Below are 14658 nucleotides of genomic sequence, written 5' to 3'. Positions count from 1 at the left end.
GATCATCAAGCAACGGACTGGATTAAACTATCTAAATCATCCCGGTGAAAGTACGGGCCTTCCTTGCCCATGGCTGCAAACTCTGAGTTACCTTCAATAATAACGGGGCCGTCATTGGTAATCGCGATATCCCAGCCAACGGCTTTTACTGGTAGTACAGCTTTTGACGCTTGCTCCGCTAAAGTCTTCAGCTCATCCCACAGGGGAAGCGTTATCCCCGTCAGCTGTCTATTCGTCACACTATGTCTTTCCACGTCGGCAATAATTCCTCCCAGGGGGTGGGCTCGATAAACCTTGATGATATGACCATCTTCTGGATTAACCATTGCTAATAGATTACCTGTTGTGCCATGCAAGAAGTTGTCGGTAATACCTTTCCCAGAAGAAATTTTAAACCAAGCAGTAAAAAACTGGGTTTCTTTACTCTTACCATTGTCAAAGGTGATCAAGCGAACACATTGCAAGGCCTCAGCGTTGCTAAGGTCATGTATAAAATCATGATTTCGGAGTCTTTGCTGGACGATACATTTCCCATATGCCTGCTGTGATGTTATTTTGTGATACAGTTCCTCATAGGACAGTGATTCGCTTTTATTGACAAAGCGACCATCTTTTCTAGAATATGCTTCGATTCCAAGTCCAAACTCAGACAGTGCAGGTTTGATTAGGATATCATCGGGGAGTTCGTTCTTGATCACTTCGATCCAATCAGCCTGCGAAACCAGCTTTCTTTGATCGCCAGTTATGGTTTCCTCTGGGGAGTAGAAGATGTAGCACTTTGGAATCTTAATACCATCTCGCATAAATTTTTGGTAAAACAGCGACTTATCTGCGAGTAAACCCTTACCATCCCCATTTATTTCCCGAATATGTTTAACAAAGTCTCCTCGCCCGATGTAGGCCTTGGCCACATCTGATGGAAGTCTCGGGTCCAAAACTCCAATCATAATCGCTTCGTCAAGGTACATCCTCTGCCGAATCCGAACATCAATAGCTCTTTGTGCGACCCGCAAAACCGAAGTTTCTCGCTTCTCTGCTTCTTTTCTCAACTTGTTTAAGACTGTCTTCAGCTTATTAATCATACGCTTTCCTAGTGAGCAGTTATCGAGACATTTTGATTCTTAATCGTCAATAAAGAAGACTCCAGATATATAAGTCACTATAAAGAATCGTACCATCTGACTATCCAAAAATCTTGCCTCCCTAGGAATTACACCAATACTAGTGCTTAGTCACATTGGATTCTCAGCTAGCTAGGCGTCGAGGAATGATTGAGGAGATAGTATTCCCGTACAGCGACGATTGAGAGACGAAGACAACAACGCTGAGGATTCAATGTGACTAAGCACTAGAGGGCAAGTTAATCCTAAAAAGTACAAGTTAGCCGAGCAGATCGGGACTCCTGACTATGAATCTCGGACGCAATAATACCGATACAATCCTAAGAGCGGAGCACAATGTATATGGTTCATAAACTTATTCTTTTCCTCACCTTTGCACTTTGTGGCCAAGACTTGGCTCTTAGTAAGCAAGAGGTGCGTCTAGGGGAAGAGCTAAAGAAGCTTGAGCTAGCAGGTAACTACCTTGAAATACTCGAAGATCAGACAGGTTCTCTCACTCTAGCGGACATCCGCTCGAACTCTGAGCTCAACTGGACTCACCCAGAAGGCTCCCCTAAGTATTGGAATCAAGACTTTTTCGTATGGGTTCGGATGGTCATCGCACCTGTATCGGGTGGAAGAAGGGACTGGACTCTAGAAATTCCCTGGCCATTTCTCGAACAACTTGACGTCTATCAAATTCAAGCTAACGAGGTTATCTCTCAGTACCGAACTGGAACAAAGCTACCATTTCACACAAGACCTATAGACTTTAACTACTACGCGTTTCCCCTCGAAGTGTCCGGTGATCTACCCACAGAAATCTATCTCCGCGTACATTATCCCAGCGATCTGCGCATTCCTGTCACAATTTGGAAAAATCAAAATTTTTTGGAGCATCAGATTAGAGTCCAAGCCTACTTCGGCATTTATATGGGGATTATGATCGCGATGATCCTCTATAACATGATGCTATACCTGAAACTCAAAGATCCCAACCTGGTGAGCTATATTCTGTTCATTGCAACTTTTGCTTTAATGCAAGCCGTTCTGCTAGGCCTAGCCTTTCAACATCTGTGGCCTAATCTCCCTGGCTTTGGACAGATCAGCTACTTCATTACTTCGGCATCTACATCGTTCTTCGTCCTCATGTTCTCTCGTAAATTCCTGAAAACCAAATTTTATGCTCCGAAAATGGACAAGGCTCTATTCGGGTTACAAGCCTATGCCTTTGGCACGTTCCTCTTGGGCTTCATCAATCACTATCAGGCTAATTTTTACGCGAGTATCACTGGGCTGATTGGTCCACCAATCCTACTCGGAACGGCTATTCTCACCTATCTGAGAGGTTACAAGCCAGCAAGGTTGTATATCATCGGCTTTACAACCTTTCTCACAGGGGTTACCTACAACTTACTAGGCTCTTTTAGTATTGTGGAGGAGTCTTTTCTCACCCAGTTTGGAATGCCCATCGGCTCTGCCATAGAAGTTCTCTTGACCTCTCTTGCCTTGGGGGATCGGATCAAGATCGAGCAGGACGAACAAAATGCGACGATTCAAAAGCTGAATGACACCCTAATTCGCGAAGAGCAAGAAAAACGAAAGGCCAAAGAACAGGCCATCAAATTGCAGCAAGAGCACATTATTACCCTCGATCATCTTGTAGAGCGCAAGTCACAGCAAATTAAATCGATTATGAAGCACATCAAGCAAGGGATCTTTACCATTGCAACTAGCGACCAAAATGACGATGCCGAGGTAGAGTTGGAAGGAGACTTCTACATTGAGGGTTACTACTCTGGTTTTCTAGAAGACATTCTGGGTATGACAAACCTATATGGCCGCGACCCTTTAAAAATTCTTGCCGAGAAAACCAATCTCACCCAGGATGAGATAGCTAGAGTCCGATCATCTCTTTTCGCAGCTCTAGGCTCTGACCCCATGAACTTTGACATCAATATTGATAACTTCCCGAGAGAGGTCGAGCTAGATGACAAAATTATAGCCATCAACTGGCAGGCTATCTCTAATGAAGACGACCTTACGGAAAAAATCATGGTTGTGGCGCGAGACGTTACAGAAGTTCGTCAGCTGGAGCTACAAACAAAAGAACACAAGATTCAGATGGAAAAGATCGAAGAGATCATTGCAGTTCCCATGGATCGCTGCCAGGATTTTTTCATTCAATGCCAGAAGTTTCTGGAAGAAAATCAGCGCCTTATTCAATCTAACCAGGAGCTAAGCCGATCCACACTGCAAATCATCTTTATCAATTACCACACATTAAAAGGCAATGCTCGCTCATTGGCCTTCAAATATATCGGTGAAGCTATTCACCTGGCAGAGGATCGATGCCAGAGAATCCGAAACGGTGACGAATCTTGGGATCAAACGGCCTTAATGCGGGACCACCACAGTGTTCAGAAAACCCTCAATCAGTACGTAGAACTCAGCTCTGGCAAGTTAGGGCGTATCATGAAGAAGGGTAAATTCTTTGATATAGAAGCCTTGCAAGAATGTGTCGAGCTGATCAAGGCCCTCTCGCCCACAGCCAAGGTGAAGCATAGGAAGCTCATCGATAGTGTCTATGCTAGCTATTACAAAAACTCACACGACTTCTTTAGTGAAGTCTTTTCACAAACAAATCGCCTAAGCAAAGATCTCAAGAAGCCAGTACCCCACATCAACGTGGTTGGCGACCCCGTTCTATTTACTACAGATGCCGCATCCGTACTAAACAACGTCTTTACCCATCTGATTCGAAACTCGATGGATCATGGTCTCGAAACAGAAAACGAACGCATCGTCCAACAGAAACCTGCACAAGGCACCATAACAGTAACACTCACTGATTTAGGGTCTCAGCTTAAAATTGGTTTTAAGGATGATGGCAGAGGATTAGATCTTACTAAAATCAAAGCATTAGGAATCGCGAGAGACTTGATCAGCGAAGATGAACGTGACCTCGATAAGATCGCTCATCTTATTTTCGCACATTCCGTCTCCACAGCTGAGGACGTCACCGAGATCTCTGGTCGGGGGGTTGGCTTGGATGCAGTTAAGGCTTACATGGACCATCTAGGCAAACTCGATCTGACGCTCCTAGACATACAAGATGAAAGTAACAGGGCATCCTTCGAATTCGAACTTTATCTTCCAGATACATGTTTGTATCGCCTAGATGAAGAGTCTTCTCAGTCGTTGGCCTCATAGATGGACCTGCTTTTGCTCCACACCCAAGCCTGAGACCAACCCTATAGCTTGGCCATCAGCATGAAAATAGACGTCACAGGTCATAGACCTCTTATCATCGTCGGTACGATGTATATGAAGATCCAGGCATAACTCGTCATGATAGGGTCGAACCTGGCCACGACTTAACCACTCCAGATTACACCCGTCTGAAAAAGCAAAGCATCCCGTTGGCCAAAGCTTTTTTGCACTATGCTGAGCCAGATGAATAGCCATCTGCAAGGCTAAGCCGGTAGGAAACACTGGGTCATCTTTATAGTGAGCATGGAAGTACCAATCATCTGGTGAAAGACGTCTATACCCCTTAACACGCCCATTTTCGTATGCCCCCCCGCGTGGTATTAGTGGCTCTACGTGATCAATCAAACACACAGTCTCATCACCCGAATAGAAAAACTCTTCTGCTGGAGCCCGTCGAGACAAGGCTGGGACTTGAAAATTCTGGAAGTCACCGAGAGAATTCAATTGTGACGCTGTCGAAAGCGAGACCTTACACAGGCCGCTTAGTAAGGTGTGATCGTTTGCTCTAATATCAAATTCAAAGTCTTGTAAGATCAATTCAGGATACTTTTGAATTCCCCGGCATCGACAGGCAATAGTTAGCTCTGAACAGCCAGAAATTTTTGAAGCGACATAAGTCACTTGCCCTTGTAGATGCCGAAAGTAGAGATCCTCACCAGACTGAAAAGGAGATCCGGCAATAAGAGAGAGGACATGACTTGTTTGCAAACCACATTCAAGGATCACGAAGAACGGCGGCTCAGCCTCACCCTGTCCTAGAAACCAAAGATCCGAATTCAAAATGTATGTTCCCTGGCATCGAGCTTCATCAGCCTGCATCAGCGATGCTCTATCGAAGCTAACACTTGATAAGAAGCTGTAAGGTGTTTGGGGAATCCTAGTCAATTGACGACCGTCATCAAAGGCTCGAAACGCTTCTCCTAGTGCAACTTCCACGTGACCACTCGACAACTCCAAGAGATGTTCTTGGCTTAATGATAGAGTCGAGTCTAGGTTGTTTTCAGACTTAGAACTAGCATTCTGGAGATCTGGAGGTACTAAGGGCTCGTAGGCCTCCTCTCCCCGAGCACGCATGGCACCTTCGAATCGATTTTCTCTATCTTCACCATGGTGCCATCGCGGAGAGAACAAGCCATAGCTCATGGCTCCGTCCCGATCTTCGACGATAGACAGCTCGGTTCGGGGGGTCAATGGCTGCCCCATCATCGGGCTCGAGTCAGGCGTGGCAGATAGAAGCTCGATTGTCTGACTAATAAAATCGCGATTACTAGGCCACTCGCCTAAAAGCTCCTGGGAACCTTGCTCTAGCTTGTGAGATCCACCTTGAACCGGCCGAATAAACTGGGGTGGAGGCGGACATCGAGGCATTTCATGACAGAGCTTCTTCATAGTAAAATAATTTGGGCACTGCCAAGCAAATTCTTTGGAGCCTTCTCTTGTTTTTGAAAAAAGAATCCCTTGGCCAAATGTGGGGTAGTCAAACTTCAGTTGCTGATTCGTCCTCGCTTGCTCCCAAGCCTCCCAAAATGATAGCAGACCAGTAGCAGCTCCCTGATAAGAATTCGATGATTCAGCTAGTCCCGCCGCTCCTATCGGGTTTTGGAACCCATCTATTGTCGCCCAAATGGTGTCACCGTCTTGCTGAGCTTGATCGAGGCTTTTAAGCACCAAACATATACTGGCGTCTTCTAAAATGAGCTGGTCCAAGCTGCCAGCAGAGTCCATTTCATGGATTAAGGAAACAGCTGATAAGGATGCTGTTGCCAAATCACTGGCTCCCACAATAGCTTGCTGAATAAGACCCGAGCTAAGTTGCTGAACGGCCTGCTCCAAGGCAACCAGACCAGAACTGAGCCCACAAGCAAAAGATTCTGCTTGAGTCAAAGGCCCACTAAAGAGTTGCTGAGTCTGATAAGATGACAGCCACTCCATCACTACATCCCTATGCAGAGCGGGTGCAAAAGTATCTTTTACCTGCTCGATCCACTGCTCCAGTTGATCACTATCAAGACCACCAGCGTTCCTTAGATTCCAATGCTGACAAAGCTCCTCTATTAGCCACCGCAGCCCTTGACGATGCACGTCCTGACAAAGTTCACCAGACCAGAACAGTCCCGTTTCATTCATTCCGCCATTCACACCACTTAAGGCTGTTGCAATACACTGCTGCGAGAGTATGACAGTGGCTGCCCCTGAGCAGTCATGGAGTTCCGGATCGCATCGGATTTGGGTAAAACGATGTCTTGTTCCTAAGCTGAGTTTCTTCTGATTCAGAAATCTTTGTAGAGCCTCGTCATAGGCGTCCGTTGCTTCAACCTCGTCATGATCATGAAAGATTTCACGATCAGAGGAAGCCCGCCTCACACCAACACCAACAATCGCTATTGGGATTGCTGGCTTTAGCCTAGGAGCAATTATTTCCTGACTTCTTATCGGCGCCTCAACATCTTCGACAAGCATTGCACCTTCACCAGCACTCAGGCCAGCAACATGAACTCCTGCTTTGCGGGAGCCAGCCCCAGCCCATGGAGATACTTTCGAAGTCATACATAGAATTGAATTGGGGTGATGCTCGTTCCAGTCCTGATCAGACCCTGGGGTTGGCACCATTGCCTTTTTCTCAAAACTGAGAAGACAACGTAACAGTGCCAACCCTCCAGAGGCTCCTTGAAGGAAGCCAAAGGCACCGTGAGAACTTGCCAAGTTCAGTCTGCGAGAGCGCTGCTGCCAAAACTCTTCATATCCACGCAAAACTGTACGATCCCATTCGGCAACTCCAGTACCGAAGCCTTCCAGATAATCAATTGCTTCGTGATCCCAAGCAGCTATCTGATGAGCATGCTCTAAAGCCTTGGTTCCTGGGGTCACCTGAGGACAAGTTTTACAGCTGCGAATCACTCCGTAAACATGATCTCCGTGAGATTTTGCGTCCGCCAAGCGTTTTAGTGCAAAGAGCACCCCTCCACTACCGAGCACTAGTCCGTCGCTCGACCTAGAGAATGGTTTTCCATGACCAGTATTGGAAAGCAGGCCCAACTGAGTAAAGCTCATCTGGGCATAAAGAGGCTCTGGTCCCGCAACTCCACCTGAAATCGCAAAATCAAGATCGTGTGTTTCTAGTGATCGGCAGGCTATCTCCAAAGCCGACAAGGCGGACAAGCTACCAGTATCTACAGAAAAGCCGGCCCTTTGAAAGCCAAGGGCCTGACCCAGGACCGTCGCTGGAAGGCTTGCCACAAGGTACTGGCTTGGGTCAGCCCCAAAAACTTGAGACTCCATTGCCGTAATACTCTGCAAATATGTCGTAAGAAAAACATCCCGGGCCAGTTGGGTTGAGCCAATGGTAGGCATTGCCATGTGCCCTAAAATCACCCTCGCCCGACATCCATCCACTGGCTGCCACTGGCAATCGAAGAACGCATTGCGACCACAATCTAAACTGATTTTCACCAGAGGATCTAAAGTCTCGTACCGATCAGAGCTAAGATCAAGGTTCCATGGCTTTTTAAAGTCTTTATGGCCAAAACATGCCTTATCGTGAGGAATGTGGTCTCGAAAATCGAGACCTGAGATTTGAGATGGGCGACACCAGGGAGGATCGTTTTGAGTCTCGAAGTCTTGATCTTCGTAGGCTAGCTTGTGCCAGACATCCATTAAGTTGTCACAACCAGGGAGCCTAGCCCCCAAACCAACGATTGCGATGTCCACCAATCCCCCCTTTTTATCCTAGATCTCTGCTGTAGCCTCCTCTAGAGAGTTTTCTCTAAAAGACTGGCCTAAGCTTTCATCCATAACAGCAGCATAACCAGTCATCAGGGCAATGAGTTGCCCGTCCGCCACATACTCGATGGTGGCTTCAAACTGCTTTGCGCTGCGATGGTCTACCTTTAGCCTAATCTCACAACCTTCTTTTGGAAAGGCTCTATATTGGATGTATGAACGAAAACCTGTAGGTAGGCAGCGGGCACCGCACACCTTTTGACTCCAAACGACAGCTAACTGGAAGCTTACATCAAGGGCTAAGGGGTCAGCATGCCATTGATTTAGTGGACACGAGCGAGCCCATTGCTCTGGTGCAGCTTGGGTAAGGCTGGTCCCTACGACTCCTTCGTCAGCCAAATCCCTTATGGACGTTAGACCTTGCAAATCGTCTCCATGGAACAGGCAATCACCGTAGACATCATCAAGACTGGGCTTCTCTAACACTCCAGCTATCTCGATCTGTGCGGACCGCTGGTCGTCATGCCACTCTTTGTAGAGCTGCACTTCGGCAGATGCTGTGAGAAAACGCTGCCCCCCTTGCACTGACCATAAGCGCACAGGAATAGAGCGTCCGCCTGGAATATCTGCTCCTTCTTCCGATTCAAGCTCATAGCGAACCTGATCGCCCTGTGCTAAGGTAATGCCTTTCAAGACCTTGAACTCCGAGACACCCTTAAAGTACCAATCAGCATTTCGCTTTTTAGCAGCTGCAATCATCAGTTCCATCAAAACGACAGAAGGCACAACCCCTCGATGTTTCATGACATGAGACTTTAGAATGGGCCAGCTCTCGAAGCTAAATAGCTCACTTTCATCAACTGCGTGACGCAAGCCTGTAGTAGCAATCGCCACAACTTCCCCTTGATCACCGAGTGCTAGCTCCCGCAGAAGGAACTCCGCCCCCATCTCCAAGGGAATCACATCGATACCTTCAGCTGTGAATAGTTTTTTCAAACCATCGTTCACCATGCCCCCATCCCAAGGCCCCCAGTTGATAGCCACGGTGTGGCAATTAGGAACCGACTTCTTATAGAATTGGGAAAACTTATTGAGGGCTTCATTAGCCACCGCGTAAGCGAGTTGGCCCTTACGGCCAAACCGCCCCGTAGAGGAAGAAAATAGTGCTAGATATTTAAGGTCAAGCAGCCTTTGCTCCACCAAACCAATCAGCTTGATCTTGGTATCGAGAACCTGCTGAAAATCTTGATCGTCTAACTCTTCGATGAAGTGATCTGCCAAAACTCCGGCGCCATGGATCAACCCAGAAACCTTGCCGAATTTCTCCTCGATCTTATCAAGAGCTTCGCGCATCTGCGACTCTTGGCTGACATCGACTGTTTGATAGTAGACTTCCGAGCCTTTAGACTTGATCGCCTCGATATTTTGATGAAGTTCTACTTTACGTATCAGCTGCTGGTAGGCACTCTCTAAAGCCTTGGGACTGGAAAGCTTCGACTCAGACATAATCTTTTGCTTAAGATCAGCCTCACTCAAGCCAGATAAGGCCCAATCAGGGAGATCTTTGGCCCTTTCCGTGCGGCCCCATAGAACCAAGCGCGCCTGCGTTCTCTCTGCAAGTTGCTTAGCGATACATGCAGTAACCCCCCGAGCGCCTCCAGTTATAATCACTGTATCTTCGGGCCCTAGATCTATATCCATTTGTCCATCTAAATCTGCAGACACCAGACGAGGCCTGAAGTAGCTCTGGCTTGCAACCCCAAGCTCTAAGTCTGTACCGAAGATAAACCCATGAATGAGGCGGAAGGCCGCTTCAAAACCATCGCTGAAATCCCGTGCCAAATCGATATGTGAAGCTCGAATTTCAGGCCACTCCCGAGCCACAGTTTTAGCAAGGCCGGACAGCGCACCAGCATAAACTTGGGATAGGCTATCAAGGCCATCTAACCCGAATTTGCCTCCATTGCGAGTCACCACACTGAAGAGCTTATTCTCTCCTGATTTTAAGGCTGGAGCGCAAAGTTTTAGCATCTTAAAGCAATTGCTCAAGAAGCGACTCGGGCTTCCCTCCAGTTTTACAGGCCCTAGGATAATCAAGCCATCCAAATCATCGGGAGCCTTAAGGCGATCCACGAAGGACGTGGAAACCAACTTTGGCTTAAAGCCCTTCTCTCGCAACTTCAAAACTATATTGCGGGCTAAATTACTGCCATCATCGCACACCCAAACCTTAGCACCTGGCTCCAGATTGGGAATGTCGTTTCCCAAGTTATCAACGGTCTCCAGCTCAAGGATCTGGCGTGGTAACTCAGTCGTTGCCACGAACGGGTCGTCTCCTAACTCATCGGGATCGGCCCCTGGCGAATCCTCCTCCTCGGCAGGGATTTCAGCTAGGACATCGCCAAGATCAAACCGATCTTCGACGGACGTACTACCGCCCTCGTCACTAGCATCCCTATCGAGATAGGCGATCACATCACCTAGGGTTTGCAAATCCGCAAGCTCTTCCTGATCCGCAGAAGCTAGTTCAGGGTAGCTTTCTCCTAAGGTAGAGAAAATTTCCACCCGTTTGATAGAATCGATTCCCAGATCAGACTCTAACTCCATCTCTGCTCTGAGCATGTCGGTGGGATAACCAGTCTTCTCAGCGATCACAGTGAAAATAGCTTCTTCTAAGCCCTGGGCAGCGTCTTCAATGGCAACTGGCTCAGCTTCGTGATCTGCTTTGGGTAGATTTGCACCTTCTCCACTTGCATGACCAACAGCTTGGTCTTCATTGAGAGCAAAAACCAGCTGCTCAACGGTCCGTAGATCCCCAAGATCTTCAGCGGCCATCTGCTCGATGCTAGGGAAATAGCTTTGGAGCGCTGAGATGATCTCAACACGCTTGATCGAGTCGATCCCTAAGTCCTCTTCAAGAGCCATTTCCATATGAAGCATATCTCTTGGATAACCCGTTTTCTCACCGATAATTTCTAAAACCTTATCCTCAGTGCTTCCTACGGGCGATTGGGTATCGTTTCCATTTGCAATCGGAAGGGGGTTCACAGCATCCACGTGAGCCACCGTTACTTCTTCCGCTCCGAGGTAGCTAGCAATATCAGCTATCGTTCGCAAGTTGTTCAAATCTTCCGGGTCCGCATCGCTTAGGCTTGAGAACTGGTCCTGTAAAGCTGAAAAAATCTCAACCCGTTTAATGGAATCAATTCCTAGATCCTCTTCGAGACTCATCTCTTGGCTGAGCATATCCTGTGGATAGCCGGTTTTTTCGGCTATCAGACCTTGAACCGCCGTCATAACATTGTCTTGGGCACCGCCTTCAGGCATCGCCTCTGATTTCGTTGCTCCCTTACGCTGGATTTCAGATTCTTGGTTCTCTACCGAAGTCTCATGGGCTGCTTGGAGCCTTGGTTTCTCTTCGGGAGCTTCGGGCACAATCACATCACTCGCCGTGTATACTGAGCTATACATGCCACGGGACTCGGAGGTTTGCTGATCACTCCTCTCCCGAGAGCCTGCCGATGCTCCTGGAGTAGGTTCATGACCCCGTTGCATGAGTACGAGATCGTGAAGAATACGCTGTGATTGAGCCTGATTTTCTAGGAACTGCCGATGGAGTTCAGCAGTCTGTTTTTGCATGTCCTGAAGCGCTTCTAAATGCTTATCCATCCTATGATCCCGTGACTGGTTCTGGCTGTCATCCATCGGCCCGTGCTCCGTGTGATTGTTAGTTTCGCTTTGTTTGTTACTATTTGAATTGGCGTCTTTTATCGACTTTGCCTTTCGAATGGGACGATCGGACTTATAATTTGCACCAGTGATCTCAATGGCAAATGAAGGTGCTTGCTGGTGCGGAATTCTCCAATCCTTATGCCAACGGCTAAAATCAATGGTCTCACCAGAAACAAACAGCTCCAGCAAAACAGCGAGTACACCTGAAACTCCGCCTTGACCATCGTCACAGTGCATTATGGCTATATCGCTGTTATGACCAAGAGTCTTATTCACCAAACCTGATAATACCTTGCCTGGCCCCACCTCTAGGAAGCGTCGTGCTCCGTCCTGATACATCGACTCAAGTTCATCGACAAATCGCACTGACTTAGCGAGTTGTTCGCTTAGAATCTTTCGAATGCCTTCACCATCGGCTTCGTAAGCTTTGCCTAGTGTATTGGAATACACTGGAGTTTGTGCCAATTGGAAATCGAACTCAGCGATCCGGTCATAGAAGGGTCGGACAGTATTAGCCATGATGGGGCTATGAAAGGCTGCTCCCACAGTTAAGACTTTACCCCGAAGACCAGATTTTTTAAGCGCTTTTGAGGCCTCATCAATTTGGTCTTTAGGCCCGGCAATGACCGCCTGCTCCGGAGCGTTGTGGTTGGCAATCACAAGATCCCAGGAATGTGCGTCTAAAAACTCCTGAACCTGGGCTACCGGCGCCATGATTGCCATCATTCCGCCTAGATCACTGGCTGCCGATGCCATCAGGGTACCTCGAATCATCGCCAGCTGATGAAACGTCTCTTCATCATAGACTCCAGCAGCATAGAGCGCTGTCAACTCGCCAAAGCTATGACCTCCCAAAAGATCAGCTTTCACTCCAAACTCTTGTAGCGTCTTCCAAAGGCCTGCACTTACCGCACCAATCGCGGGTTGCGCCAGATCAGTGCGAGCTAGTTGCTTCTTATGATGGCTTGCTTCACCTGATGTAAAAGCCTTACCAGGATACATTGCTTGGGATAAAGTAGAGCCATTGAGGCTCAAGGCCTGAGAGTAACTTTGCTGGGCAAGCTGTGATTCACTCATGAATTGACTCAGCATGCCTGGATACTGAGAGCCTTGACCGGAAAAAAGAACTGCCAGTTTGCCATTCACACCTGAGCCATCATTGAAGAATATCCCTTTGGGGGCACCATGATCAGAGTTTGCATCATGCTTGATCAGCTTAAGAGCTGCTTCCAGTTGCGACTCGTAAGCCCCGTTTGCTACCAGAATCCCCACTCTAAGACCGTGACTCAGATCCAGTCGTTCCCGCGATTTGCGGCTCAGCTCAGCACCCCCAAACTTGGCAAGACTTTCCAGCTCCTGCTCCAGGATGGCTAGCATCGCTTCTCGATGAGGTGCACTATAGACCAAGATATCTTGGTCTGTGTCAAAGTCACTGGCGACTTTGTCGCTGCCGTGTTCTTCAAGAATGCAGTGAAAGTTACTGCCACCAAAGCCGAAGGCACTAATAGCTGCCCGACGAGGATGATTAGATGGTTTAGGCCAAGGGCATGGAGCTTGCCTTAGAATGAATGGCGAGCCCTCAAACTCAGGATGAGGCTCATCGACCTTAATGGTCGGCGGCAACGTTTTATGATGAAGCGCCATGATCGCTTTTATCAGTCCAGCAGCTCCCGCAGCAGCTTTAGTATGACCAATTTGAGATTTCACAGAACCAATGGTGCACCACTGACCCTGGCCACCAAGGTCGCGATAAACTTCCTTAAGAGCTTTCAGCTCGATACCATCCCCAACCTTTGTCCCGGTGCCGTGACATTCCACGAGATCAACCGTAGCCGGAGAGATTCCAGCCTCACGGTAGGCATTGCGAAGGGCTTTGGTTTGACCTTTCGTGGAAGGAGCATAGATTGCCTTACCCTTACCATCGCTGGAACTGCCAATGCCGATGATCTTGGCGAAGATACGATCACCATCCCGTTCTGCATCACTGAGGCGCTTTAGAACCACAGCTCCTAAACCCTCGCCCAAAACAGTGCCATCGCCGTTAGCATCGAATGGCTTGGCGTGACCTCCTTTAGAAAGTGCGGGGGTCTTACTAAAACACATGTACATAAAGATATCGTTGAAGGTGTCCATTCCACCTGTAATAACCATATCTGCTCGCCTGCTCTGCAATTCCATCGCTGCAGTGCGAATCGCACTTAGGGAACTAGCACAGGCAGCATCGACCACTGAATTCGTACCGCCCAAATCAAATCGATTGGCGATGCGACCAGCGACGACATTGCCAAGCAAGCCGGGAAATGACGCTTCTTGCCAGGGGACGTACGAATCTGAAACTTCATCGACGATACTTTGGGCTTGGTCTTCGCTCAGGCCTGCTCCTAGCAAGGCCTTCTTCCAAATAGGATGTCCTAACCTAGCTCCCAAAGGCACCACAAGCTCCAAAGTCCCCGTAACACCGAGGATACAACTGGTCCGTTCTCGATCGAAATCCTGATCTGGCCCATAGCCAGCACTTTCCAAAGCCTTTTCAGCCACTACCATTCCGAGTAGCTGAGTGGTATCAGTCGCCTCAATAGCTTGGGGCGAAATTCCATAACGTAGTGGATCGAATTTGTGGGGCCTTAAGAAGCCACCGGTCCGCCCATAGGTTTGGTCCGGTGCTTTGGGATCTTGATTATAGTAATCGTCTGGGTTCCAATGGGTGTAAGGAATCTCTCGGATGGCATCGCGACCGTTCTTAATCAAGCTCCAGTATTCTTCGAGGGAATCGCTTTCCGGAAATAGACAGCCTATACCAACAACAGCTAACGGTTCGTGCAACTCAGACATT

4 protein-coding genes are annotated in these 14658 nt (G+C 48.1%); 1 reads left to right on the top strand and 3 read right to left on the bottom strand.

Annotated features, from left to right (window positions below):
- Nucleotides 1-5 precede the first annotated feature (5 nt).
- Nucleotides 6-1082 (bottom strand): sugar-transfer associated ATP-grasp domain-containing protein, encoded by a 1077-nt coding sequence (locus B9N89_RS13995; protein WP_132319164.1) that lies wholly within the window; start codon nt 1080-1082, stop codon nt 6-8.
- Between the two features lie 381 nt (nt 1083-1463).
- On the opposite strand from B9N89_RS13995, the gene B9N89_RS13990 reads away from it, so the two are divergent.
- Nucleotides 1464-4313 (top strand): 7TM diverse intracellular signaling domain-containing protein, encoded by a 2850-nt coding sequence (locus B9N89_RS13990; protein WP_159455364.1) that lies wholly within the window; start codon nt 1464-1466, stop codon nt 4311-4313.
- On the opposite strand, the gene B9N89_RS13985 is transcribed toward B9N89_RS13990, so the two are convergent.
- Both B9N89_RS13985 and B9N89_RS13980 read right to left on the bottom strand, forming a co-directional pair.
- On the bottom strand, nt 4308-8081 hold the full coding sequence (locus tag B9N89_RS13985) for a beta-ketoacyl synthase N-terminal-like domain-containing protein (RefSeq protein WP_159455363.1): 3774 nt from the start codon (nt 8079-8081) through the stop codon (nt 4308-4310). The genes B9N89_RS13990 and B9N89_RS13985 overlap by 6 nt on opposite strands.
- Before the next feature lie 18 nt (nt 8082-8099).
- Nucleotides 8100-14657, bottom strand: coding sequence for a type I polyketide synthase (locus tag B9N89_RS13980; protein WP_132319170.1), 6558 nt, complete (start codon nt 14655-14657; stop codon nt 8100-8102).
- Nucleotide 14658: the final 1 nt, after the last annotated feature.

Origin of the sequence: Pseudobacteriovorax antillogorgiicola (assembly GCF_900177345.1) — a bacterium.
Taxonomy (GTDB): domain Bacteria; phylum Bdellovibrionota_B; class Oligoflexia; order Oligoflexales; family Oligoflexaceae; genus Pseudobacteriovorax; species Pseudobacteriovorax antillogorgiicola.
The sequence above is the reverse complement of the archived record's forward strand: the minus strand, read 5'-3'. Positions and strand labels throughout refer to the sequence as shown.